Annotated in this window: 7 protein-coding genes and 1 tRNA gene; 1 reads left to right on the top strand and 7 read right to left on the bottom strand. The window is 46.1% G+C overall.

Annotated features, from left to right (window positions below; translation table 11 throughout):
* Nucleotides 1–59 precede the first annotated feature (59 nt).
* The 7 genes from RIF36_RS03550 to RIF36_RS03520 form a co-directional block, all read right to left on the bottom strand.
* Complete coding sequence (locus RIF36_RS03550; RefSeq protein WP_350119908.1) at nt 60–7400, bottom strand: Ig-like domain-containing protein; 7341 nt, start codon at nt 7398–7400, stop codon at nt 60–62.
* Nucleotides 7401–7543: 143 nt separating this feature from the next.
* A complete protein-coding gene (locus tag RIF36_RS03545; protein ID WP_350119911.1) occupies nt 7544–9175 on the bottom strand; it encodes a tetratricopeptide repeat protein in 1632 nt (543 codons plus the stop codon).
* 62 nt (nt 9176–9237) lie between these two features.
* Nucleotides 9238–10770 (bottom strand): LuxR C-terminal-related transcriptional regulator, encoded by a 1533-nt coding sequence (locus RIF36_RS03540; protein WP_350149311.1) that lies wholly within the window; start codon nt 10768–10770, stop codon nt 9238–9240.
* A 155-nt stretch (nt 10771–10925) separates the two neighbouring features.
* Nucleotides 10926–17918: an Ig-like domain-containing protein gene (locus RIF36_RS03535; protein WP_350124904.1), complete on the bottom strand. Its 6993-nt coding sequence runs from the start codon at nt 17916–17918 to the stop codon at nt 10926–10928.
* Between the two features lie 130 nt (nt 17919–18048).
* Complete coding sequence (locus tag RIF36_RS03530; RefSeq protein ID WP_350124901.1) at nt 18049–19620, bottom strand: tetratricopeptide repeat protein; 1572 nt, start codon at nt 19618–19620, stop codon at nt 18049–18051.
* 240 nt (nt 19621–19860) lie between these two features.
* The gene (locus tag RIF36_RS03525; protein ID WP_350124898.1) at nt 19861–25287 is read right to left on the bottom strand and encodes an MBG domain-containing protein; all 5427 of its coding nucleotides are present in this window, start codon (nt 25285–25287) and stop codon (nt 19861–19863) included.
* A 294-nt stretch (nt 25288–25581) separates the two neighbouring features.
* On the bottom strand, nt 25582–26325 hold the full coding sequence (locus RIF36_RS03520; protein WP_350124895.1) for a hypothetical protein: 744 nt from the start codon (nt 26323–26325) through the stop codon (nt 25582–25584).
* Nucleotides 26326–26424: 99 nt separating this feature from the next.
* Here RIF36_RS03520 and RIF36_RS03515 point away from each other — a divergent pair.
* Nucleotides 26425–26497, top strand: a tRNA-Lys gene (locus tag RIF36_RS03515).
* Nucleotides 26498–26561 lie beyond the last annotated feature (64 nt).

Here is a 26561-nt window from a genome sequence, read left to right as displayed (position 1 = left end):
AGCCACCAATGTGCTAAAAAACTGCGTGCAAATCCTCCCTGGAAGGTATCTTCAGACGCTTACTCCTTCTTAACTTTTACTCTTTTCAGCAGCCTCCCCCCCTCGTCGGTAATAACGAGAAGGTAGATGCCGCTTACTTGTTGTTGGAGATTGAGTGAATATTTTATACCCGTAAATACCGCCTGGCGTTGCTCTTTTCCACTAAAATCGAATAGCCTGAGCGTTTTCCTTCCCGGTTTAATGTCCTCTGATAACTCTACTATCAGATAGTCAGCCGCTGGATTAGGATAGGCTTTTACGTCAATTGAAGACTGTCGATCGTCGACGCCCGTTTCTACAGCCTCAGTTAATTCAAATACAGCCTCAGCACTGCCCTGATAATTCGCATCATTGATAGTTGCAACTACTGTGTAGCTTCCGGCAACGACAGGAACAATTGCCTCTTCGTTAAAAGTGAATACCACTTCCAAACCAGCAGGATCTGTTGTTGCCGTGGGCGTTTTGGCTGTACCATCAGCCTCCTGCTCCAAATCCGACAGGGTAATAGTGGCAGTGGCTTTGTTGACAGTGAAGCTTTGACTTACGTCAGCCGCTGCATTGAAGCTGTCATTACCCGCCTGACTAGCTGTGATCGTTACACTGCCTGCCCCTGTGATTGTCACAGTATTTTCGCTGATGGTAGCAGAACTGGTTATAGTGTAGCTTACCGGCAAACCTGAACTAGCGATGGCTATCAAATCGAAGGCAGCATCGCCAAAGGTTTTATCAGCAAGTGCGTCGAAAGTGATCACCTGGTCTTGCATCACAGGGTCAACAGGAGTATCATCGGTCACTGTGAAGGTCCTCGGCAATGCTGTCGCTGCCATGTAATTCACATTCCCGGCCTGACTGGCAGTTACCGTGATATCTCCTGCCCCCGTGAAGGTCAATGTGGTTCCTGCTAACGTCGCTGGCCCGCTTACTTCATAGCTAACGGCCAGTCCCGAGCTGGCTGTGGCTGTCAGCGCTATGTTACCGGCACTAAGCACCTGGCTTTCTATCGGCTCGAAGGTGATTGTTTGAGTTGCCTTGTTGACGGTAAGCTCTTGTGAAGCCTCTGCTGCATTGTAATTGGCACTGCCCGCCTGAGTCGCCGTTATAGTGACGGTGCCAGCTCCTACTATCGTTACTGTGCTGCCCGCAATGGTAGCTACTACTTCATCTGAAGTACCGTAGGTTAGCTCAAGGTTAGTGTCTACCGTGGCTGTTAGTTCGAATGACACATCGCCAAATGTTTTGGCCTCTAGCGCCTCAAAGGTGATGAATTGATCAGCCTTGCCAATAGCGAGGATTCCTTGTACATAGATAAGTACATAATTGTCGGCAGTACCACCACTCACAGTAATGGTATACTCGCCAGAATCCGATGACGCCGAAGCCTCTGTTGTTGCTTCTATGCTGCCTACAATAACATCGGCTGATTCGCTATTCACAAAACCAGCAACCACGTAAGTAAGGTCGGGTAAGGTGCCGCCGTAGGTCATTTGCTTGTTCTCGGCTGTTACTGTCAGCATAGCTTTGCCCACCTCAAAGCTTCTGCTCACCTGAGCCGCTGGATTATAGTCATCGTCACCTGCCTGGGTGGCCCTGACTGTGACGCTTCCCAGGCCAGTGAGCGTTAATGCTGATCCGTTCAAAGTAGCCGGGCCGTCAACTACCTCATAGGCAACTACGAGCCCGCTGCTTGCTGTCGCATCGAGTGTTACCGCACCACCGTATGTTTGGTCAGCGATTGAAACGAAGGTGATGGTTTGGTCAGTTTTGTCAGGATCTAACACATCAAACGATGTTGATGCTTCAGCTTCAAGGTAATTATTGTTGCCCGCCTGACTCACTTCTACTTCTACCACTCCACTACTACCTGTTAAGGTGATGGTGTTCCCGCTTATAATCGCTGGGCCGCTGATGATTGAATAGTCGAGAGGTAGGCCGCTCGTGGTTGTCGCAGTGACTGAAAAAGAACCATCAGTCACCATTTTATTCGGAATAGAGTTAACGCTGACTGTTTGGCTTGCTTTCCCGACTGAAAGAGTCCTTTCTACCTGAGTCGCTGCATTATAATTACCATTCCCGGCCTGGCTGGCCGTAATATTAGTTGTACCAGCCCCCACAATGGTCACCGTGCTTCCGCTTATGGTAGCCACGGCAGTATTGGAACTAATATAGCTCACCGTAAGGTTCGACGAGGAAGTTGCTGTCAAATCAAAATTGGGGTCTCCAAACACCTTGTCCGGCAAAGCGGAAAAGGTAAGCGTTTGGTTGGCCTTGTTAACAGTAAGCGTTCGCTCTGCGCTGGAGGCAGCGTTATAGTTGGCGGTACCAGTCTGGCTTGCTGTGATCACTGTAGTTCCAGCTCCTACGATGGTTACCGTACCGTTATTTACGGAGGCTACTGCTGTATTCGAACTACTGTAAGTCACTTGCTGCCCCGAGGAAGCGCTGGCGGCCAAAGCAAAGCCGGCATCGCCAAATTCCTTTGTTGGCAAAGAAGCAAAACTAATGGTTTGATTGGCCTTATTAACAGTAAGTGTTCGCTGCACGGCGGGGGCAGCATTAAACCTGGCATTCCCTCCCTGGGTCGCCGTTATTACAACCGAACCCGCCCCTTCAATTGTCAGCATGTCAAAGTTTAAGGAAGCAACAGCCGTATTTGAGCTGCTGAATGACAAATCGAGATTAGAACTTGACGCTGCGTCGATCTCGAAGGGAGCATCGCCATAAGTCATTGCAGGGAACAGTGGGAAGGAGATCGTCTGATCGCTTTTCGCAGTAGTAAAGTTCCAGGTAGTCATACCCGTAAACCCGGCCGAAAAACCATTCCCCGCTAAATCACTTACGGCATTGTTGCCTATTTGTACATAATACTCTGTTCCAGGCTCAATATTATTGATATTTGCGTAAGCCAGATTGACTGTCAAAGTTGCTCCACTAACCAAAATCAGCTGAGGGTTTGCAGATGCACTACCGTCAAGAACCAGCGAGGTGTTACTGATCTTCCTAATTCTTACAAAACCTGAATTAGGTTGAATGTCTTCATTAAAAGTAACTGTAAGATTTCCATCGGATGGAATATCAATAGTGCCGTCAACTGGATCAAAGGACTGTATGGTTGGCGCAGAGAGATCCTCCGCCACGTCACCTATCGAAATGGCAAACTGCTTTTCAAAAAATAGTCCGTCCTGATCGGTGGTTCTTACCCTTATCGCATAGTTGTTCTTGGTTTCAAAGTCAAAAGCAGTGCTCGCTCGCAGTTGACTGCCATTGATATTAAAACTTGCATTATTGGTGCTTCCCGTGCCAGACACAAGCGAATAGGTGAAAGTATTGCCTGCATCAGGGTCAGTAGAACTCAAGGTACCCACCACAGCGTTAATCACATTGTTTTCATTTATGCTGGATGCGCTCAGAGCGATTTGAGTAGGTACGTCGTTTAAATCACTGATAGTGACCGTAAATTCTTTGTCAAGAAACAGCCCATCCTGATCCACAGCCCTCACGCTGATGGAATAGCTACTCTTGCTTTCAAAATTGAATATTGAGCTTGCCCGCAACTGATTTCCACTTATATTGAAACTGGAATTGTCTATTCCTCCCGGAGCCATTGTGTAAGCAAATGTGTTCCCCGCATCAGGATCCAGAGAGCTAAGGGCTCCAATTACAGCATTCAAAGCATTGTTCTCATCAATATTTGAGGAAGAAAGGGAGATGTCTATTGGATTCTCGTTGGCATTGTTCACCTCAATAGCAAACTGTTTTTCAAAGAATAGCCCGCCCTGATCCGTGGTTCTGATTCTGATGCTATAACTGCTTTTGGTTTCAAAATCAAACGCCGTACTTGCTCTCAGCTGCGTGCCGTTGATACTGAAACTGGCATTATCTGAACTCCCTGCGCCAGCAACCAGCGAATAGGTAAACGTATTGCCTGCATCAGGATCCGTTGTACTCATTGTGCCAATCAATGCATTTACTGAATTGTTCTCGTTGATAGCGGAAGCACTTAGTCCGAGGTTGGTTGGAGAGCGGTTTGGCGGCGCAACAGTAGCATAGAACCAGTTAACATTTTGGGTGAATCCTTCAAATTCAATGTCATCAATATTGGTAATAGCGCCAGGTTCAATGTAAATGGAAATTTGGGTGCCGTAAGGCAGCGTGGCTGGTGATATAATTAGCTTGTTGCCTTCTATCTGCACTTGTGGATCAACGCCAACAACAAATGACTGCAATGCAACTTCGAAGTCATCTGCCAGTCGGATCTCAATCTTACCTGTTCCAAACTTTATATTTTGTGCGAATTCCATCGAAAGCACCGTTTGAATTGGTAAATTAATAACACTGGAAGGTAATTTTGAACCACCGTTAGGTTGGGGAACCCTGGAATCGATCAATCTAAACTCCCACACTGCTGTCATGTCATCGAAGCCGCCAAACGGAACATCATCAAGGTTTGCGATGACTCCTTCGTCAATCAAAAAATAGTACTCACCACCATACTCACCAAGATTAGCCCACATTCCTATGGAAACCTGATTTCCACTGACAGACCAGTTGGCGTTATTGTAGTAGTAATTTAAAACCTCGACATCGCCGTTGGTTTGCCTGCGCATCAACCGAATGAATCCTGTCCCTGCTTTTTTCACCGGCTCATCGAAAGTGATCACGGCCATACTTCCATACGCCACCGATATACCTTCTGCTCCACTAAGCGGGCTGAGCAAAACTATAGCTGGAGCTGTGGCATCTTCAGTTACATTATTGATGGTTATTGTAAACTGCTTTTCAAAAAATAAACCGCCTTGATCGGCCGTTCGCAGACGAATGCTGTAGCTGCTTTTGGTTTCAAAATCGAATGTAGCGCTGGATCTCAATTGTGATCCGATGATATTAAAACTGGCATTATCGACACTGCCTGTTCCACTTACAAGTGAATAAGTAAAAGAATTTCCTGCGTCGGGATCGGTAGTAGTAAGTAAACCAACTACTGTATTGGCCGGGGAATTTTCATCTATTGATGGAGTACTTAGTGTGATATTCGTTGCCGTTTCATTCAAGTTATTAACAGAGATTGTAAACTGCTTCTCATAAGAAAGGCCTGAATTATCTGTAGAACGGAGACGAATATTATAACTGTTTTTAGTTTCAAAGTTCAAGGAAGAGCTAGCCCTTAGCTGAGAGCCACTTATATTGAAACTTGCATTGTCGGTGCTTCCTGTGCCCGAAACCAGTGTATGAGTAAAAGTATTTCCAGCATCGGGGTCAACGGCACTTATCGTACCAATTATCGCATTGACCGAATTGTTTTCATTTATGCTTGACGCACTAAGCGCAATATCGGCTGGAGGCTCGTTCTGATTATTTATGTTAATAGCAAACTGCTTTTCGAAAAATAAACCGCCTTGATCTGTTGTTCGAACTCTGATGCTATACACACTTTTTGTCTCGAAATTGAAACTAGCACTGGCTCGCAACTGAGCTCCGTTAGTGTTGAAACTAGCATTGTCGGTGCTGCCAGTGCCCGCCACCAAGGCATAAGTGAAGGTGTTGCCTACATCAGGATCTGTTGAGCTTAATGATCCGATCGCAGCATTTACTGCATTATTTTCATTGATACTAGACGCACTGAGCGCAATGTTTGTGGGAGCGCTATTTTCAACTACATTGGTAATTGAAATTTGAAACTGCTTCTCAAAAAATAATCCTCCCTGATCTATTGTTCTCACTCGAATTGAATAACTATTCTTTGTTTCAAAGTCGAATATCTGGCTGGCCCGAAGTTGGCTCCCGTTGATATTAAAGCTGGCATTATCCGTACTTCCAGTACCTGATACCAACGTATAGTTAAATGTATTTCCCGCATCAGGATCGGTGGTGCTTAGGGTACCAATTACAGTACCCACTGCATTGTTCTCATTAATATTGGATGCGCTAAGTGTAATATTTGTAGGTGCTGAATTTGAAGCTGCGCCTGTAGAAAATCGCCAAGTCTCGTCAGGATCATAAAACTGGCCATAAGCATCCCGTATCACATTGGTGCCTGTACTGATGTAGTAGGTCGTCAGAGGTTCCAAATCGGTGAAACTCACGCTGAGGACATTCCCGTTTACCTGCACCTGATCCGAGCTCACATAAATATATTCCTGCAAATAATCGTCGTAAGCTCTTCTGGCTCTTATACCAGTACCCTCCTGCCAACCGCTTACATCCAGATCATTGTTCATTGTAATTGTGAACACCTGATCTAAAGGCAAGTTTGCCGTGTTTTTTGCTGGAGAAAAGCTCACTGGATTAAAGGCTTCGTACGTCTTAAAAGTCCATTGAGAGTCATTTGTAATGGCGTAGAAATTTCCATCTGCATCATATAGTCGACCCTCATTAAGCTTTACAAAATAGTCTGTGCCCTTTGCCAAATACTGGCCTAATGATCCTCTAAAGGTGATAGTTCTGTGATCGGCACTCATTTGAATCGTTAAGTCAGCCCGATAACCTGGAATCCCCGAAGGTGCGGCTCCAATTGACACATTAGCTGTAGACCCATAGTCATAGAAAACAGGCTCGTCAAATTGAATGGAAATCACTCTTTCAATAGGTGCATCCTGCTGGCCAACCGATGGCGAAAATGCAACGGGTGTGGGGCCGTTACCGTCATTAGCCCTCCTTGTCAGCCGCCAAAAATTTTCAGATGATGAACCAGGGAAGAAATCCGTCGGGTTAGAGGCGTCAGCAAACGTGCTGCCAGAAACAACAACGTAAAAAGCCTGCCCTTCAGGCATTAATTCATCGATGCTCGTGCCGTAGTTTACCGGTACGTAGACCGTATTGCCAGAAATAATGGCCTTGTCCAAACTCCCATAGGCAATATGTGCATCGGTATCGTAATTACGTAATCTAACCGATGCGCTATTTCCAATATTTCCAATTGGAATTACCACCGGTATTGTAAAGGTAAACGCCAGGTAAGCATTTTTACGGCCCTTGTAATCCAAACTCTCAGCCGGCGGAGAGCCGAAATATAAAGGAACTGTAGAGTTAGCAGCAGGTGATTTTATCAATAGCCCTGGCACGGCAGCGATGGACTGCCATGAAATAATTAGCCCGGCCATTAAACAAATCATGGTTCTTATAGTGCATCGATTAAATGGAATTTTTGGTGATTGGCACCAGGTTATAGCAGCACCATTCAATTGATTGGCCGACAAATCTCCACCCAAATAATTGACATGTGTGGCATTCGAACGACGGACAAAAGCCCGATGAAAGCTATCCAGAAACGCAGCTGCTTTTTGAAGGAGCTGGTGAAGCATGTGGCCGACTACCACTTGCAAATCTTTAATCCTTGTGCGTCGTGAAGAGTAAGTATTGAACATGGCTTTGGCGATTTGTTTCCGCTAAAGTCACCTGAATACCGTCCTTGACTGCCACCCGCAGCGGGTGAATTTGGGCCTACCCACCGGGTAGTTTTTCAGCCTTCCAGGCTAGAAATGGCGTAAAATGAAGGAAAGAGGGGTTACTAACCTTGCTTGATCACAAATTGCAGTGCTTCGTTGCGACTTGACACACCGAGCTTGTCGTAAACATTCTTCAGGTGGAACTTCACCGTGTTCACCGATACAAATAGCTCCTCTGCGATCTGTGTATTATTGTTGCCCTTCAAGGCGCTTGCAAGTATCTCAAATTCCCTTTCCGAAAGAGGACTTTCGATCTGTGCGTTTAACAAGTCAATGCTGATTTCCTCAGCTTTTCCATCAGCCTTACCTACAAGGGCGCTTACCTGGAGTTTGAGATTCTCTACTTCTCTATCATAAAGCTTTCTCCGAAGAGCCTGTCGCTGAAACATCACCATTATTGCTGCTGCTGCCCCGGCCACCAGCACCACAATCCCAATCCATAAAGCCAAACGCTCTTTTTTAGCTATTTCCAATTGTGTTATAGAAAGCTGTGTTTCTACCTTCAGCAGCTCGTTTTCCTGCATCATATTATCCACTTCGTACCTCACCTGCATTTCTACCAGGGCACGGTTGGTTTCCCTGCCCGCCAGGCTGTCACGACAAACCTGCACATTCTTATTGGCTTGCAGGGCGTCCTGCCACCTGCCCGTCTGCTCGTAAATATCAGACAGCAAAGAGTAGCCATTTATCCTGCCTGGCAAAGAACTGTTTTCAAATGAATTTCTAACCACTTTTTTGGCAAGCTCTTCCGCCTTATGGTATTCACCGAGCCCTCTATATGAAGTGGCTAACTCAAGGTCGCATTGTATCAGCTGATCAACTACTTCATGTTGTTCCAGAGCCACTTTTGCTGTATTCAAAAATGGAAGGGCATTTGCAAAATTGTGCCTTTTATTCTCCAATGCACCGAGGCTAATGAGCCTCTCTGATGCATTAATTGTGTCATTTAGTTCACTGTGCAACTCAAAGGATGCTTTGAAAAAAAAGCTGGCGCTGTCCAGGTTCCCTTTATCCAAAAAAGCTCTCCCTAAATTATTCCACCTTGTTGCCAGCGACCTTTGCGTTCCCGAACTGCCCTCCAAAAGGCGTATTGACTGTTGATAATATTCAATGGCCTTGTCGATAAAACCTGCTTCAAGGTGTACATACCCCAATGCATTAAGGTCGAAGCCTATGGCTGCAGTGTCCTTCAGCAACACATCCATATCGTAGACTTCCAGAAAAAGTGGCATGGCTTCCCCGTATCGGCCCATCTCCATTAGCGAAATTGCACAATTGTATGTTCCGACGGTGAATTGTGACGTATCAAGATAGTGTACAGCCAGTTCACGGTGCTTCATATGATACTGCAGTGCCTTTTCATTGATCCCTAGTTCGTCATAACACCATCCAACATTGCTGAAGCAGTCCATTTCCAACACCGGGTCGGCAATCTCCGAATGCTGATATTCTTCAAGCGCTCTGGTATAATTAATCAAAGCATTTCTTACATCATTGAGATAATAGTAGGCATCACCCCGATACTGATAAAGATAGGGCGACACAGATCCTCCACTAATCAGAGAGTCAGATTCGGCTATCAATTCTTCATACCGGCCCTGTTCCAAAAAATCCTGGAGCATCTGGTAGGACTGAGCTTCGGATTTGGCAGAAAAAATGAACGTAAGTAATAGAATTGAAACAAATTTCTTCATTGCTCTTGACCAGAAAAACGCACTTCACAAGCTTAGAACTACATTGATTTGAAACGCTTTACTTACTTCCTCGAGGCGATCAATTTCACAACATCCCCTCGGTTATTCACGCCTAGCTTGTCGTACAAGTTCTTCAAATGGCTTTTTACGGTATTAATAGACAAATAAAGCTCATCGGCTATTTCTTGATTGGTCTTTTGAGTAAAAATCATCTTCAGCACTTCATATTCCCGCTCAGAAATTGGGTTGGACACTCGCCCGTTGAGTTCTTCAAGCGACAAACTAAAATCTCCTTCGTATTTCCCCAGCATTTCATTGAGACGTATACGGTATTCATTGAGCTGTCCTTCTAGAATCTCATGTCTCAATCGTGCCTTTTGGCGTTGACTGTAAATAACAAGCATGAGAATGATAATTGATAAGGCAGACGCTCCGACTAGAAAAATTTGCACTTGCTGTTTGCGTGACAACTCACTTTTTGTCAATTCCTGCTGCGCCGTTAACAGTGCTATTTCCTTTTGCTGCTCAGCCTTTTCGTATTTCGATTCAATTTCCTCGATTTGAGCTACCGTTTCCAACCTAAACAAAGAGTCTTTCAGTGCCATGTATTCTTCATGAACCGCTAATGCCAATTCGATTTGATTTGACTTTCTTAACAGTAAATAGTAAAATTTAATGGCTTCGATATGTTTGGGCAACAAACCGTACATCTTAGCCGCCTCGATACCCTGTTGGGCAAATCTTATACCTGTTTTGAGTTGTCCCTGCTGCTCTGAAACCTCCGCCAGGTTGGAAAAACAACTCACATACACCTCATATTCCTGAACAATCCAGGCAACCTCTTTGGCATTCAGGTAATACTCCTCTGCCCGTTTCCAGTCTTGTTTTTGATGATAAATAGATCCAATATTTTTATAAGCATATGCCAGGTAGGAGGAATCTCCATTTTGCAGAATGATGTCCAGCACTTTCAGGTTATGCTCCATAGACTGGTCAAGATGGCCCAGAGCACTGTGGGCAAAAGCGAGAACAAGGTGTCCCATAAAATATCGCTCCGTCAAATTATATTCTTGAATGACCTGAAAGCTTGCCTGTGCATATTCAAGCGATTTCGAATACTGCTCCAACTCGTTATAAATCCCTCCAATATTCCCTAGAAGCCGTGATTTAAGAGAAGCGCCGTCCACTGTGTGCAAATCACCCACCTCTTCTAATCCTGCATTGTAGTACTTCATCGCATCGTCGGTGGCACTCAGGGTGAGGGACGTATTACCCAGGCTATTATAAATCTCTCCTTTAAGCAACTTAAACGGTTTAGAGCCAACCAACTGTAGTGCTTCGTTCAAATGATAAAGCGCCGTATCGTTTGAATAGGCCTGAGCGTAGGTGTTTCCCAGCTTTTGAAGGTAGGCTGCTTTGATAGAATCATCGGAAATGGTTTGGAGACCTTCGGCGGACAATAAAAAGGTTATCCTTTCTCTCGAATTCTGAACTTTGTCTGCTTGCTTAAGCTGGGCTATCGACTGACTATTCTGAGCAGAAACGGTACCGACGATCAGCAGACAAATTCCCAGCCAACAAAATCTAAAAGCCATTTATTGAATGATATAAATTCCCGACAAATAGCTGAAAATAATTATTGTTTTGGTTAATCGAATACAGTTCGGCGATATTTAATAAAAAGAAAACCGGCTTCATCAGATGAAGCCGGTTTCTCACTAGTAATAAATCCAGTTGTTGTGGGGATCTACTATTTCTTTACCATCCTCCTAACGTTGGATCTTCCTTCGCCATCAATCAGGTAAAGAAGATAAACACCAGGCATCAAATCAGGAGTAGTAAGCTCTGTTTTGTCAGTGACAGCTCTTTCAAACATTAGCTGTCCGTTAAGATTGCGCAGGCGGATTACACTTAGGTTCTTGCCTTCAATTTTGATCGTTTCCACAAATGGGTTAGGATACACTAAAATCTGGCTCAGTTCATCACCTATCCCTGTCTCAACAACTTCTGTCAATTCAAATACGGCCTCTGCACTTCCATTGTAATTGGCATCATTGATAGTCGCCACTACTGTGTAGCTTCCGGCAACGACGGGAACTATTGTCTCTCCATCAAAAGTGAATACCACTTCCAAACCGGCTGGGTCTGTCACTACAGTCGGTGTCTTGGGTGTGCCGTCCACTTCTTGCTCCAAATCCGACAGGGTGATGGTGGCAGTTGCTTTGTTGACAGTGAAGCTTTGGCTCACATCTGCTGCCGCATTGAAGCTATCATCGCCTGGCTGGCTTGCAGTAATTGTTACACCGCCTGCTCCGGTGATCGTAACCGTAGCTCCACTTATAGTAGCTGGGCCGGTTACCCTATAGCCTACTGCCAGTCCAGAACTGGCCGTGGCCGCTAAATCGAAGGCAGCATCGCCAAAGGTTTTATCAGCAAGTGCGTCGAAAGTGATCACCTGGTCTTGCCTCACAGGGTCAACAGGAGTATCATCGGTCACTGTGAAGGTCCTCGGCAATGCTGTCGCTGCCATGTAATTCACATTCCCGGCCTGACTGGCAGTTACCGTGATATCTCCTGCCCCCGTGAAGGTCAATATCGTTCCTTCCAATGTCCCTGGGCCGCTTACTTCATAGCCAATTGCCAGTCCAGAGCTGGCTGTTGCTGCGAGCGTTATACTACCAGTGCTTAGTACCTGGTTTCCTATAGCCTCGAAAGTGATGGTTTGCCCAGCCTTGCTGACTGTAAGCTCCTGCGTCGTTTCTGCTTCTTTGTAATTGATACTGCCTGCCTGAACCGCTGTGATGGTGGCGGTGCCAGCTCCTACAATGGTCACGGTAGCATCGCTGATAGTCGCTACGGCTTCATTTGAGCTGGTAAAAGTCACCGGCAATGCCGCATCGCTGCTGGCTACAAGATCAAATGAAGCATCGCCAAATGTTTTGGCTTCCAATGTTTCAAAGGCGATCAACTGGTCTGCTTTTCCAATAGTCAGGGTTCCATCGACGTAGCTGAACTCATAGTTCTCGGCAGTACCGCCACTCACAGTAATGGCATACTCGCCAGCATCTGATGACGCTGAAGCTTCCGTTGTTGCTTCTATATTGCCTGCAATCACATCGGCCGTTTCGCTATTTACAAAACCGGTAACAGTATACGTGAGATCAGGCAAGGCATCGCCGTAGGTCATTTGCTTGTTCTCGGCTGTTGCTGTCAGAGCAGCCTTGCCCACCTCAAAGCTTCTGCTCACCTGAGCCGCTGGATTATAGTCATCGTCACCTGCCTGGGTGGCCCTGACTGTGACGCTTCCCAGGCCGGTGAGTGTCAGCTCACTTCCATTCAATGAGGCAGGGCCGGACACTAGCTGATAGTCGATTGCCAGGGCACTGCTGGCTGTCGCCTCCAGCGTTACTGTACTTCCATAGGTCTGGTCGCCGATCTGACTAAACGTAATGCTTTGGTTAGTTTTCGACGGGTCTGTCACCAGAAACGTCACCTCTACGCTTTCCGCAGGCAAATAATTGGCATTTCCAGCCTGACTCACTTTCACTGTTACCTCTCCGACAGTGCCGTCGAGGGTAACGTTGGAAGCCACGTTGGTCGCCGGGCCACTAACGATGGAATAGGTAAGCGGGAGCTCTGAGTCTACCGTCGCTGACACCGCAAATGGCACTGCATCTATAGCTTTATCTGCAATAGGGCTCACGGTAATGAGTTGCGAAGCCTTGTTTACTATAAGTTCCTGCGCTTCGGGGTCGGCGGCACGATAAGCACCATTGCCTGCCTGCGTGGCAGTGATCAGCGTGCTTCCTGCTCCCATTATCGTTACCTGCGTACCGTCAACCGTCGCTACCGACAGATCGGAGCTGGCATAACTAACGGTAAGGGTAGAACTGGCTGTCGCATCAAGGTTAAACGGAGCATCGCCAAAGGTTTTTTCTGGCATCGCAGCAAAGGTGATCGTTTGGCCCTTTGTCACAGTTAGCTGGAAGTCTTTGGTGTACTTGTTGTTATCGTTGTCGGTCGCCCGGATACGGATATCATAGGTACTCTTAGTGTTGGCATCGAATACACCCTCACCTGCATAGAGTCTGCTTCCTGCGATGTAAAAATCGTCAACTGATGTGCCCAACGACTCGGTATCCACCAACTGGAAGCTACTGGTATTGGCATCGGGGTCTGTAGCCGATAAAGTGGCAATTGTTTCTCCGGCTTCGATGGATTCCGAAAAGCTACTGGCCGAGAGCATGATATTGGTCGGTGCCTGCCCTGCTGTAGCTGTGGCGAAATTCCAGGTGTCCGAATTGGCAATGCCCGCAAAATAATTCCCGGCCACATCGGTCACGGCATCGGCGGCGACCAGGAGGTAGTAGCTCTCACTAGCCAGCAAATTGCCGGTGGGGTTAATGGCTAAAGCGTTTCCGCTAACCGAAAGCCGAGAGCCATCCGCAAGCAACGAGAAGCTCTCTATCAGGCTGCCCCCACCATTGTACAAGCCAATTTCACCAAAGCCCATCGCCACCGGCTCGTTGAAAGTAAGCACCAGGTCTGCACCCACTGCCACTCCAGTGGCGTTGTCCAGCGGAGACTTGCTGTTGAGCAGCGGAGCTACAATATCGGCTGTTGTAAAATTCCAGGTTGTACTGTTGTTGATCCCCGCAAAGCTATTATTGGCTGCATCTTTGACCGATCCCGAAGCAGCCGTCACATAGTAGGTTGTTGACGATGTCGGCGCATTGTCATTGTAATTGGCGAGGTGGATGGTGAGCGTATTCTCTTCTACTGTAAAGATCGATGGGTTGGAGGCCACTGCACCGGATATGACTGTCTCTCCAGACCCTATTTTACGCACCCAAATGTGTCCGCTCCCTGCCACAATGGGCTCATTAAACGTAATCGTCAGGTTTTCATCCGAAGCCACTCCTGTGGCCAAATGTGCTGGTGAAAAGCTGAGCATAAGAGGCGCTTCTATATCCACATAATTAACCGTTATGGTCATCTTCTTCTCGAAAGTATCCATCCCATCAGATACTTTCACCCTGATGCTGTAGCTGTTTTTTGTCTCGTAATCGAATACTGCCGCCGACTTCAAAAGCCCACCTGCTGCTATTGTGAACGAACCAATGTCCTCTCCGCCAAAGCCCTCTACGAGTTCATAGGTGTAAGAATTAGCAAAACTATTGGCATCAATCGTTGAAAAATAGCCGATATTAGTTCCTGCTGCGGCCCCCTCGTTGATACTTGCATTGGAGAGGGTGATATCGGTTGGGAGAGCGTTGGTGTTAAAGTAAAACTCTTTGATGTATGACTTCTCGTATTGATCATAGGTGATTATTCTCAGTTTGGCCTGAGGGATGCTGGCAAAATCGAATGTTTCGGCGATATAGAGCTGATTGCCTTCAATAGAGAATTTATCATTGTTGAAACCAGCAGTATTGTAAAGCTCATAGGTATGCGTATCACCAGCGTTGGGGTCGACAGCGGCCAAAGTGCCGATAAAAGCACCAACCGGGAGCTGTTCCGATAACTTTGTCACGGCCACCCCCCCCTTAGTGAGCGTGATATTAGTGGCAGCATTATTGACTACCGTGCCCGTGGTAAATTGCCAGTCTTCGTTGGCAATGTCGTGAATATCGATGCCATCACTGGTTTGCAAAGATCGTAATCTAACCTCATAGCTAGTATTTGTATCGAAATCATAGTTCGGGTTGAGCACAAGGGTATTTCCAACAATCCACCAGCTTGTGCCTTCTCCACTCGACCCACTAAAGGAATAATATGGCTGAGCATTTCCGCTTTTGAAGATCATAGCAAACTGTGAGTCGTCAGAATCCACGGAAATGCTCTGATCGAAAGTAATTTCAACATTTGCATACGTAGGAATATTGGTGCTGCTATGAGCAGGGTACTGGGCCGCTACCGCTGCCCCCGATGCAACAGTAAAAGTCCACAAGTCGGTATATCCCCACTCAACAAAATCGTTGTTATTCAGGTCTTCAATGGCACCGCTACCACTCCAATGAGCAACCACCCTGTATTGACGGTTCGGATTCAAGTCAGGCACGTTATTAAGTGTGATGGTATTTCCGCTAAATGTCACATCTTCCGTTCCTGTTTGAAAATATTTAGTCTCACCACTCCATACTCCAAAATTGTTGTATTGAAGAATAAAAGTAGTACTGAACTGAGACTTGTGCCTGATTTCCTCCGAAAAGGTGAGGCTCAAATACCCATGATCGTAAGAATTGTTACTGGAACCTGTCGCCGGATCAAACCCAACGACCGTTGGGGCAGTGGCATCACTTTGGATCGCCGTAGCTGTAGTGAAATTCCAGGTGGTGTTGTCGGCAAAACCGAGGTAATAGTTGCCAGCCAGATCTTCAATACTGTACTCGTCGATAGTTACATAGTAGCCAGTTTCGTACGCCAGCGATGCTCCCGAAAGATGGATCGACAATGTGCTCCCAGCAACAGTGAAGTCCGTCGTATTAGTTTTAGGTTGCCCTGCAAGCATCACCGCATTGTCGGAGAGCCTTTTTACAGACACAGTGCCCCCGGCAGCTTGCGCCTTGATTGGCTCATTGAAAGTCAACACCAGAGAGGCATCCACGAAAATGCCCGTGCCACCATCACCTGGTGTAAGGCTGCTGGTAAGAGGGCCTGTGATGTCCGTATCTACCACGTCGTTGACGGTGATGGTAAATACCTTGGCGAAAGCGGCTGTACCATCACTGGTACGAATTCTTACGCTATAGGACGTTTTGGTTTCGAAGTCGAAAACGGCATTGGTTCTTAAACTATTCCCTGCTATGTAAAAAGAACCATTATTTGTATCGCCTTCCCCTGCTATCAGGGCATAGGTATGAGAATCTCCACCGTCGGCATCAGTCGAGCTGAGGGTGCCAACCACGGTACCCAGCGGGCTATTTTCATTCACTGAGGTGCCGACGAGGGTGATATTGGAGGGAGGGCTGTTTTCAGCCACATTGCCTATCTGAATAACAAAGGTTCTTTCAAAACCGGCAATTCCGTCAAAACTGCGTACTCTGATATTATAGCTAGCCTGTGACTCAAAGTCAAAAGATGAAGCAGATTTCAAGATGTTACCTTCGATGGTAAAGCTGCTGTTGTCGACTCCGCCACTGCCAGCCACCAGGCTGTAGCTGTGGGTATCGGTAGCATTAACATCGCTGGTAGAAAAAGAGCCTACTGCGGTACCAACAGGCTGATTTTCGTTGATTGTACTAAAGCTAAGGGCTATGTCCGTGGGCGCTTCATTGGCAGCTGCTTCTGTGGCAAAATTCCATATATATCGGTCTGCAACTCCTGTCGAACTATTTCCATACAAGTCTGTGACAAAGCCGTAGGGGGCGAGCACATAATAAGCCTGATTGGGCAATAAACCTGTCAGTCCCGACACGGTGAGTACGTTGCCGTCTACCGTCACATTGTTACCCCCAACCGGAAAAGACTGATGAATCTGGGAAGTTCCTGTAAATTTATATAATGATATGCTACCGTTTCCAACCTCAATATCCTCATCAAAGGTCATGGTAAGAGTGGAAAGGCTTGTGGGCACTTGGGCCTCATCTAAGGGTGTGAAGGCCGTGATCACCGGCTTCACATTGTCCACGATCCTAAAGCGCCATTCATTGGCTCCAAACCCAGCGAAAGCATTGCCAGCCAGGTCTGTTATAGCACCTTCGGGAATTTCAAGGTAAAACTGCTTAGCGAACGGCGCTGTGCCTCCAATAAGCGTCATTTCAATGCTGTGTTTGTCGTCCTTGTAAAAAGTATTTCCGTTGCCAAAAGTGGCATAGATGCTATTATCTGAAGCATCTCTGAGGTAGAAATTGCCTACTCTTTTTACTTCTTCATTGAAGGTAATGCGATAGGTAGAGGCAGCAACCTGAACAGCCTGGTGCTCGGGTGCCTGAGTAACAACAAGGGGAGGCGAAGTATCGTAAACATATGTATTCTCGACGCTAAAGTTTGTTAACCATGACTCCCCATAGGCGACGCTTTCATTGCCTGACAAGTCAACAAATGCCCCTTCTTCAATTTCCAGATAGTAGGCAGCCGTTCCGTCGCTTACCAAATAGTCTGTGAGGTTAACAATAACATTTGATCGTGGAATAGTGGTCGTGTTATTAGAAACCAGTACTTGCGAGGAGCTGATATTGACTATCCTGTCTCTGCCAGTGAAATCCATGGCATGGAGAACAATGTTGCCTGTACCTTTTTGAATCTTCTCGTCAAAGGTTATCACAAATGGGCCATCTCCAGAGACGTTCGTGGAGTTTTTTACTGGAGAAATGGATATCCCCTTTGGTTGCACGTCGTCAGCGCCAGTCGTGAAAGTATGGAAGGTGCCGCTGGCTGTCGGCCATTGCTCTCCATTAGTTTTTTCCAGTAGTGGTCCGGAGGCCACCATCTTGTAGGTGGTGTTGGGCAAAAGCTGACCTCCAAAATTATTGCCCGTAATAGTGAAATTGAAATATACCCAGTGATGATAGTTGCCACTGCCGTTGTGTCCCTGAAGACTTATAGTACCTACTGGATTATTGTTATTGTCGACTAGCTGGGCAGCATTGCCCAAAGCCTTCCAGGAGCCAGAGGAAGATTGAAATTTAAATTGTTTCGTACCTACCGGTGGTGCACCAGCTGGTATAATTACTGTAAACTGTCCCCTGGCACTAACGGCGAGTCCAGCCAGCATGGTTACGAGTAAAAGGATTTTTTTCATGGTTTCAGCGATTTGTGAAACCAAATTTTCTCCTATTCACCCCCTTCCTCCTCACCCACCACGGGTGAAACACCTACTAGCCGGGTGGCTAGTTTTTGCAAGTGACTGAAAATGAGCTCGTTAAAAAGCGCTATTTTATTGCAATAAACTTGAGGGCAGCCTGTCGGTCGTTTACACCCAGCTTTTCGTAGATCTTACTTAGATGGAACTTAACGGTATGAACCGATAAAAAGACCGTCTCTGCTATCTCTTTGTTGTTCATGTCTGACACGGCCAGCCGCAGTATTTCAAACTCCCGCTCGGTAAGCGGGGCCGTCAGTTTACTATTGACAGCTTCGATGGATAGATCTTCCTGGCTATCTCCTGGTGCCAGTAACAGGTTGAGCTGATTTCGCAGATTAGTAATTTCTTCATTGAGGAGTTTACGCTTCAGTTGTGTGTTCCACACAAACACAAAAGCGCCGCCCACCACCAAAACTATCGCCACCAGGGCGAGGTAAAGCTGGCTACGGGTTTTGTCGAGCTCGAGCCCCGCAATTTCGTTTTCTTTGGACAGTAAGATGATCTCCTTTTGCTTTTCTTCTGCTTCGTATTTTTCCCGGAGCTCGTCAATGCTTTTTTGCCTGTCGGCATTGGTAAGAGAATCATTCAGGCTCATATATAGCTGGTAGTATTCCAACGCTTTGCGAAAATCGCCCGTCCCCTGGTAGCTTTGGGCCACCACCTGCCGGGTGTCCCTCACAAGTCTTGGTTCCTGTGCATAGCTCAATGCTTCCACACTGTACTGCGCCGCCTTGCTAAAATTACCCAACTCCAGGTAAGTGTCAGCAAGCGAGAGCACGTCGTTGGCTAATCCCAGCGTATCCTGCAATTGCTTGTCGATGGCGATTGCCTCCTGGTGATAAAAGATGGCAGAGTCATTTCGTTTAAGCTTTAGCTGAATACCAGCCAGGGAATTGTAGGTGGGGGCCAAGCCCTTGATGTTGTTGTATTTTTTCTTTACCCGTAGGCTCATACGAAAGTAGTTGATGGCCAAGTCCACATTGTCGAGCTGGTAGTAGAGCCGGCCCAGGTTATGGTAGCTGGTACCGAGCAGCGCCTCCTCACCCAGCTGCATTTTCAGGTCAATCGCCTTGAGCATATAGTCGATGGCGCCTTCAGTGTCGTCCATATAGCTGATCAGGTTCGATAAGTTATTGTATAAAAATGCCAGACCCCGCAGGTCATTCATTGCCTGCAACATAGGCAATGCCTTGAAGAAGTTTTCCAGTGCCAGCGAGTCTTTCGACTCGTAATAATAAAGTGTGCCTAGTTCAAAGTACGATTTCGCCAATTGAGCGCTATCGTTAACAGTGAGAAATATCCGACTGGCCTCCTTCAACAAGAGTTCTGCCGAATCGGTTTCTCCAGTGTACAACAGCAGCTGTGCCAAAGTAATATTGGTTTTGCCGACAAGCAGTTGGTCATCTTCTGAAAGTATTTTGGCTTTGCGAGCCAAAGTCAGGGCCAGGGCCGGTTCGCTGGTTCGGAACTGGTAGGCTGCTTCATTGAGGTAGGTGACTTTTTCTGCGGCAGATTCCAGTCGCTTCAGTTTCGCTGCTATCGTATCCGGGTAGTTTGCCTCCTGAGCAAACAACATTAAAGTCGTAAGGCAAATGACACTGGCAGTACTTACAAGCTTCAAGAGTCTTCTTTTGTACATGCGAATCGGCAGCTAGGTAAATGGTAGTTTGTGAGTCTGATAAAACTAGGGAAAAGTTGGGGAAATCCTACTAGACATTTAAGCAACAGTTAACCCATTGACCGCAGGTGGCAAGTGATCCTAAAACCTACCCCAACCGCTTCAAGCTCCCGCTCCTTACGTACACTTCGGCATCGTGCCAGAGGATTTTGATTCAGATTTAGCAGGTATCGAGGCTTTGCTTATTACAACAAGGAACGTTTACTCCTTAGATACTTTCACTCTCTTCAGCACCTCACCCATTTCATTTTCTATGAGAAGAAGGTAGATGCCCTTTGGCTGATGCTTAAGGTCGATTGTGCTTATATCCCCGACAAAAGAACTTCGGTGCGATTCCCGTCCCAGCAAATTCATCAGCCTGATGACCTTGTTAGTAGCCTGTGTCGCTCTTGCTGAGCCAGCCATTTCAACTGTAAGGTAATCTTTAACGGGAATAGGGTAAGCTTTTACATCTAGATCCAGGTCTCCATCTTTCACTGCCAATGCTTCCGACAGCACGAAAGTTTCGCTGGCGCTTCCCTGATAGTTTGTATCCTCAACTTCCACTACTACCTCATAGCTCCCAGGTTCCACAGGCTCGTCAGATCCTCCATCGAATATGATTACGTAGTCAACGAAAGGGGGGTCAATACTAACTGTTGGGGTTTTAGGAGCGCCATCAGCTCTCTGCTGCAAGTTGCTAAGTGCAATGGTTGCCGTAGCCTTGCCCACCAAGAAAGATTGGGTTATTTCAGAAGCTGGAGCGTATTCCTCATCCCCCGCCTGATTAGCAGCAATAGTTACGCTACCAGCCCCTGTTAATGTGACAACAGAACCGTCAATTGTAGCCGGGCCACTTTCGATTGTGAAAACAATACCCAAGCCTGAGGAAGCCGTAGCCTCTAATTCAAATGGATCATCTCTAAAGGTTTTGCCTTCAATTGGAGAAAAAGAAATGGTTTGCTCCGCTCTCTGATTGGTATCATCAATCACCTCGAACCCTATCGTGACATCTTCGGCAGGCAGGTAGTTAACATTCCCTCCCTGAGTTGCCGTCACTTCAACCTGGCCAGGAGCTGTTAATGTCAATACTGTGCCTAAAAGAGAAGCAGGGCCCATTACCTTGTAGGAAACACTCAATCCCGACGAACTTGTCGCTGAAAGTGTTATGGCACCATTGGATATACCTACGGTAGGGCCAATTTCTGAAAAGGTTATTGCCTGGGATGCCTTATTGATGACAAGCAGTTGTGTGGCTGTCGCCAGGTTATAATTACCATCACCTGGCTGAAGCGCAGTAATAGTAGCTTCGCCTGCAGATTTTATACTTAGTATTCCATTTTCAATCTGTGCCACAGCCGTGTTCGAACTTGAAAATGAAACGGTCAATCCTGAGGAAGAGACCGCCGAGAGGGGAAAAGCCTCATCGCCAAATATTTTTTCGGTAAGCTCGGCGAACTCTACGGACTGGCTGGCTTTGTTGACTATCAACTGCCTTTCGACTGAGGCATCTTTGTAATTATCGCCACCCTCCTGGTACGCCGTAATGGTGGTTGTTCCCGCACCTGCTATCGTCAATAAATTGCCTTCCACTGTCGCCACTTCAGTGTTGCCACTCGAAAAGGCCACCGGGTTTCCCGATGCCCCACCGACGGCTACCAACTCAAGCACACCATCGCCAAATGTCTTTTCAGGAAGTGGATCAAATGTCAGTGTTTGCGATGGTTTTTCCACGGTAAGAGTACCCTTAACATGTGAAATATTGTAATTGACTGCTTCGCCACCACTGGTAACTATATCATAAGTACCCACATTCGGGATTTCACTGGCATCGGTTGAAATGGAGATTGTCCCGGTGATAACCTCTTCAGTTTCATCTTTTACAAACCCGCTTATTGAGTATGTCAAATTCGGCAAAGGATCACCATAGGTAATAGTTTTATTGGCTGCCTTAACTACTAGGGGAGCAGGGTTAACTGTGAAGCTTCTTTGGACAGGCACAGCCGGGTTAAAGTAGTAGTCACCGGTTTGACTCGCTTCTATGACAACTTCTCCCAGGCCGGTTAGTGTAAGCAACGAACCATCCAAAACAGCAGGGCCAGAGATTACTTCAACCAATACATCCAAGTCCGAGTCGCTGGTAGCCACTATATCGAATTGGCTTCCATAGGTTTTATTGCTTATTGCGTCGAAAGTGATAGTCTGATCAAACGGCTCCACATTGGAATCGAAGGCAATCGTCCAGTCAAACCCGTCTATACTGTTGCTATCATCCCACAGCATCCATATTTCTTCTCCTCTGGCAAGGCTGGTAACAGTTATCTCACTTTGAGAGGTGCCTCCAAAATCGTCGTTGGAGGCAAAACTGCCAAGCCCGCAGGATTGATAAAGCCTCAGGTAGGTGTCGGTTGTTGTGGTGCCCACTGAGGAGATAGTGAGGTCGCCTTCTGCGGGCACCGTGAATTTAAACCAAATCGGAGCTGAATCGGTGGTATTAGTTCCTTCTACCGCATCTAGTGGATCGGTACAAAAGTCGCCAGTTTCGTAGGGTACGAATTCCAAATTCCAATCGAAATTAGAGGCCTGATACCATTGAATAGATATCTGATCCCCCTCGTTAAACCCTGGCACCAGCAGATCTCCGTTACCATACCCGCCTCCATAATAGGATAGGCTTTGGCAGGCACCAGCAAAAACATTTACTGATCCCCAGACCTCCCTTGATATCTTCAGCTTACCGGCTGAAGGGGCTATATAATTGTACCAGAAATAGGTTAAGTTTGATTCTGGCAAGTGATTTGTCCCGATTATCGCAGTCTCTGGTAGGTCACAGCTATCCCCGGCCGCATCGTCTTCAACGGCAAGTGTCCAATTAAACCCGTCTTCATAACCAAGAGACCATCGAAGCAAAATCTGTGTACCCTCATCTAGAGATGGAACTGATATTTTCCCATAATAATAATTACCCCGATAAGTGAGAGTCTCGCAAGAGTTAGAGTACACAGTGATGTCTGCATATGCACTCGATTCAATAGTCAGCTTACCATCCTTAGGCATGGTAAAACTGTACCACTTGTAAAAAGAATAGGTATTTGGTAGGGAATTGAGTCCTTCTTGAGCGTCAATTGCCAATGAACACACATCTCCATCAGCTATTGCCTCATAACCAAGCGTCCAATCAAAATCTCCGCTACTATTGTAATTCCACCTAATCAACACCTCATCGCCGACTGAAAGGTTCGCCACATCAACATTTCCATACCCATAACCCAAAGTATTCTGGTAACCACAGTTGTTTGAAAAAACATACACGTAGTCATCACTCTCAGAGCGAATTGACAGCTTACCCTCTTCCTCCATTGTGAAGCTATACCAATAGTAAGAAGAAATTTCAGGGACCGAGTTTACACCAATTTGAGCCAAAGCCGGCAAAGCGCATTTGTCTCCCAATTGTGGCTCATCGATAGAAATATCCCAAGAAAACCCATCAGAATTTGCTGACCACCTAATGATTATTTCGTCGCCTTCAAAAACCTCAGGAATAGTAAGGTCTTCATAGGCCGAGGCTAGCCAATAGTAATTATCACAACTACCGGACAAAACCTCTACGTACTTGCCTGAACTGGAATTAATTACCAGCTTTCCATCTTTAGTCGCCTGATATTTGTACCAGAAATACTGATTGTTGGTTGCTGGTAGTTCATTTGTACCGTCTACGGCTACCTTGGCAATTTCACAATAGTCACCTTCCTCATAATCTTCCAAAACGAGAGACCAGCCGAATATGTTGGGGCCATACCATCTTATTAATACCTCGTCACCGGACTCAAGCCCAATGACGGATGTGCCCTTTTGACCACCGGTCTCGTAGTACAAATTTTCACAAACTCCCGTATAAATCGAACAACTCGAATATTGATCAAGACTGACGATTGAAAGTTTTTGATCATTCGGCATCACAAAGCGATACCACTGATCAACGTATCCCCCTGTTGTGAATGCGTTTAAACCCTCAGTTGCATCAATTGGTATTTCACAAATGTCCCCCGGTTCAAAGTCCTCTACGCCGATACTCCAATCGAAATCCCCTCCGCTGCCTGTTCTCCATTTTATAAAAAGCTGCATACCAGCCTCATAAATGGGTTTAGAGAGGCTCCCGTTGCCACTGGCAAAACCGTAAAGAAGTTCACACGAGTTGGACTGAACACTTATCCAGTTGTTTGTTTCAGACGTGATCACCAATCGCCCGGTACTTGGTACTGTATAGGAGTACCAATAATAGTCTAAAGTGGTTACTGGGATATGATTTACCCCATCAATTGCTGTGACAGCAAGAGAGCAGTTGTCGCCTTGCGAGAGCTCTTCAATGCTCAAATCCCAATCAAAGTTGTCATAGCTATAGGTATCCCAGACAATCCAAACTCTTTCACCAGACATCAAACCAGTTGCAATGGCCTGCCCGTAACCATCAGTTTCATAAATGAGAGAACTACACCCACCGGAATAGACAGTCACTCGAGCATTATTTTCAGAAGATACATGCAACTTGCCTTCTCCTGGCATAACAAACTCATACCAGTATTTGCTGTATTGAGTTGAAGGAAGGGCATTTGACCCTTCAACAGCCAATTCGGTCGAATTACATCCATCGCCAGGCACCAGTGGTTCGACGCTTAGAGATAAATCAACCACTTCATCAAATTGTGGGTAAATCTTTACAAACACTTGCTCACCTATTCCAATATCAGTTAGTAAGAGCTCTCCATATCCGCTACTAACGTAATTTAGATTGTCACAGGTATTTGAATAAGCCAAGACAGATCTGGAAGGAGTGGTTTCGATAACTATCTTCCCTTCAACAGATTTTGTATACTTGTACCAATATTCATAAGTTGTTCCCAGCGGGTTTTCGTTGGCGCCTTCCATTGCTTCCTTGGCAAACTCACAGGTGTTACCCTCTTCCATGTCTAAAACGTTGAAGCTCCATGTAAAATCTCCACCCTTCTCTACTCTAAAACGTAAAAATATGTTTTCGCCTTCCTTAAAAGCAGCTGAAATATTGTCGTATGCATTAATATGACCGTTGAGGTTGGAGGGGCAATCACCACTGATAATATCAAAGCCGGCGAGATCAGGAGTCTGTGCTACGAATCGACCATCGCTGGGCATAGTGTAGGTGAACCAATACTCACCGTACGTTGGAGGCAGATAATTTTCCCCTATAGCCAATACCTTGGCCAGACTGCAATTATCACCTTCCTCCAGATCGACTATGCTTAAATCCCATTCAAAATCGCCTCCACTACTGCCCAAATCCCAATAGATAAAAATTTCTTGTCCCTCCGCGGCACTGGCATAACTCGCATTCCCTATGCCAGCTCCTGCATAATATCGGTTAGCACAAGTATTGTAGCTCAGACTCACATAAATGTCGGTTGACGAGGAAACAACCAGCTTACCATCTGCGGGAATTGTGTAGGTATACCAATAGCCATCTAGTACTGTTGCAGGAATAGCGTTGGTTCCGCTACTAGCCACCACAGCCTCGGAACAACTCGAAGCATTCTGCCCAAAAGAGTTATTTGAAGTGAAAAGAAGGAGTAATACAGCACCAAAGGCCAGATTACTTAGGGTAAAAATTTTTTCCATAAGCTAGGGATTCAAAAGCAAACAGACTCTAATAACTTGGATAAAAGCAACGCATAAATATGTAAATTTTAGAACAAATTCAGCAAGACAATACAGGAAAACAAACCATAAATTATAGTTTCCTCATTTGTTGCACAAGTGAGGAAACTAATGGATATGGATTTAACTGAACGAAAGATAGGCCCCTTGACAAAAATCAGCAAAATAGAACCGCTCGCAGCAAATCAAACATGATATGAAAAATAAGAAGAAGACCATATAGAAGCCGAAGGATATGGTGGTATTATCCCTTCTCTACCCCAACCGCTTCAAGCTCCCGCTCCTCACGTACACTTCAGCGTCGTGCCAGAGGATTTTGGTCCAAATTTGGCCGGCGTCGAGGACTTTTACTTTGTGACCCTGAGAAACAATTTCCAGCATGGGGGCACCGGCAGAAGGGCCTTTCATGAGATAGGTAGCAGGCTCAATAATAATAGCTTCCCGGTCTGAAAAAGGGTAATTAACAACAACGGCCAACGCAACGCCAAACACAAGCTGCCAGGTCATGACACCTGCGGAAAAGCCTTTCTTTTTAAGGAAGCGATAAGCCTGCAAAAGCAGTAGTACAAAAATCACCGTCATCACCACGGTGAGAATGAGATCGTAGTACAACGAGTACCACGACATAAAAAAATCAGCGTCGGTTACATCATAGCCCTGCAGACCCTGCTTTTCGGCTATTTCATTAATTTTTTTGAGGACAAGATTATTGTGAGTGAGGTCATAGTACTTCGTCAGATAAAAAAGTGCCTCAGGATACTCATCGAGTCCTTCCTTGATAAAGGCCATCTTCATCAGCATTTGTGGAGAGGCCATGCCCGCCTCAAACACCAGTTGATACTCGTCGAATGATTCAGTGTACTTCTTTAGTTCAAACAATGAATCTGCTTTCACCAAATCAGCGCTAACTGACTGAGCAGAAGAATATTCTGGGGTCAGAAATGTGCTTACGAAAAAACAGAAGAAAATTTTTATATGCCAGCTTTGCAAATTATTCATAGAGTACTACCTTTGCAACCTCATTTACGGGCGCAATTAAGGAAAGGCAGCCAAATAAAGCAAAATTCCTCCTTATTTGATGGTTAATAAATGTTAAAAGATTCCGTAGCTCAGCTGGTAGAGCAATACACTTTTAATGTATGGGTCCTGGGTTCGAGCCCCAGCGGGATCACTCAAAAAGCTCAAGATTAATTTCTTGGGCTTTTATATTTTCTATCTCATCAAGTGGCTGTCGG

It is taken from the genome of Imperialibacter sp., assembly GCF_040222815.1.
GTDB lineage: Bacteria > Bacteroidota > Bacteroidia > Cytophagales > Cyclobacteriaceae > Imperialibacter.
Note: the sequence above shows the minus strand (reverse complement) of the source record. Positions and strands in the feature narration are given on the sequence as shown.

Bases quoted from the DNA above. Each gene is read 5' to 3' on its own strand.
- RIF36_RS03550 (WP_350119908.1), bottom strand. From the start codon at position 7,400: ATGTTCAATACTTACTCTTCACGACGCACAAGGATTAAAGATTTGCAA.
- RIF36_RS03545 (WP_350119911.1), bottom strand. From the start codon at position 9,175: ATGAAGAAATTTGTTTCAATTCTATTACTTACGTTCATTTTTTCTGCC.
- RIF36_RS03540 (WP_350149311.1), bottom strand. From the start codon at position 10,770: ATGGCTTTTAGATTTTGTTGGCTGGGAATTTGTCTGCTGATCGTCGGT.
- RIF36_RS03535 (WP_350124904.1), bottom strand. From the start codon at position 17,918: ATGAAAAAAATCCTTTTACTCGTAACCATGCTGGCTGGACTCGCCGTT.
- RIF36_RS03530 (WP_350124901.1), bottom strand. From the start codon at position 19,620: ATGTACAAAAGAAGACTCTTGAAGCTTGTAAGTACTGCCAGTGTCATT.
- RIF36_RS03525 (WP_350124898.1), bottom strand. From the start codon at position 25,287: ATGGAAAAAATTTTTACCCTAAGTAATCTGGCCTTTGGTGCTGTATTA.
- RIF36_RS03520 (WP_350124895.1), bottom strand. From the start codon at position 26,325: ATGAATAATTTGCAAAGCTGGCATATAAAAATTTTCTTCTGTTTTTTC.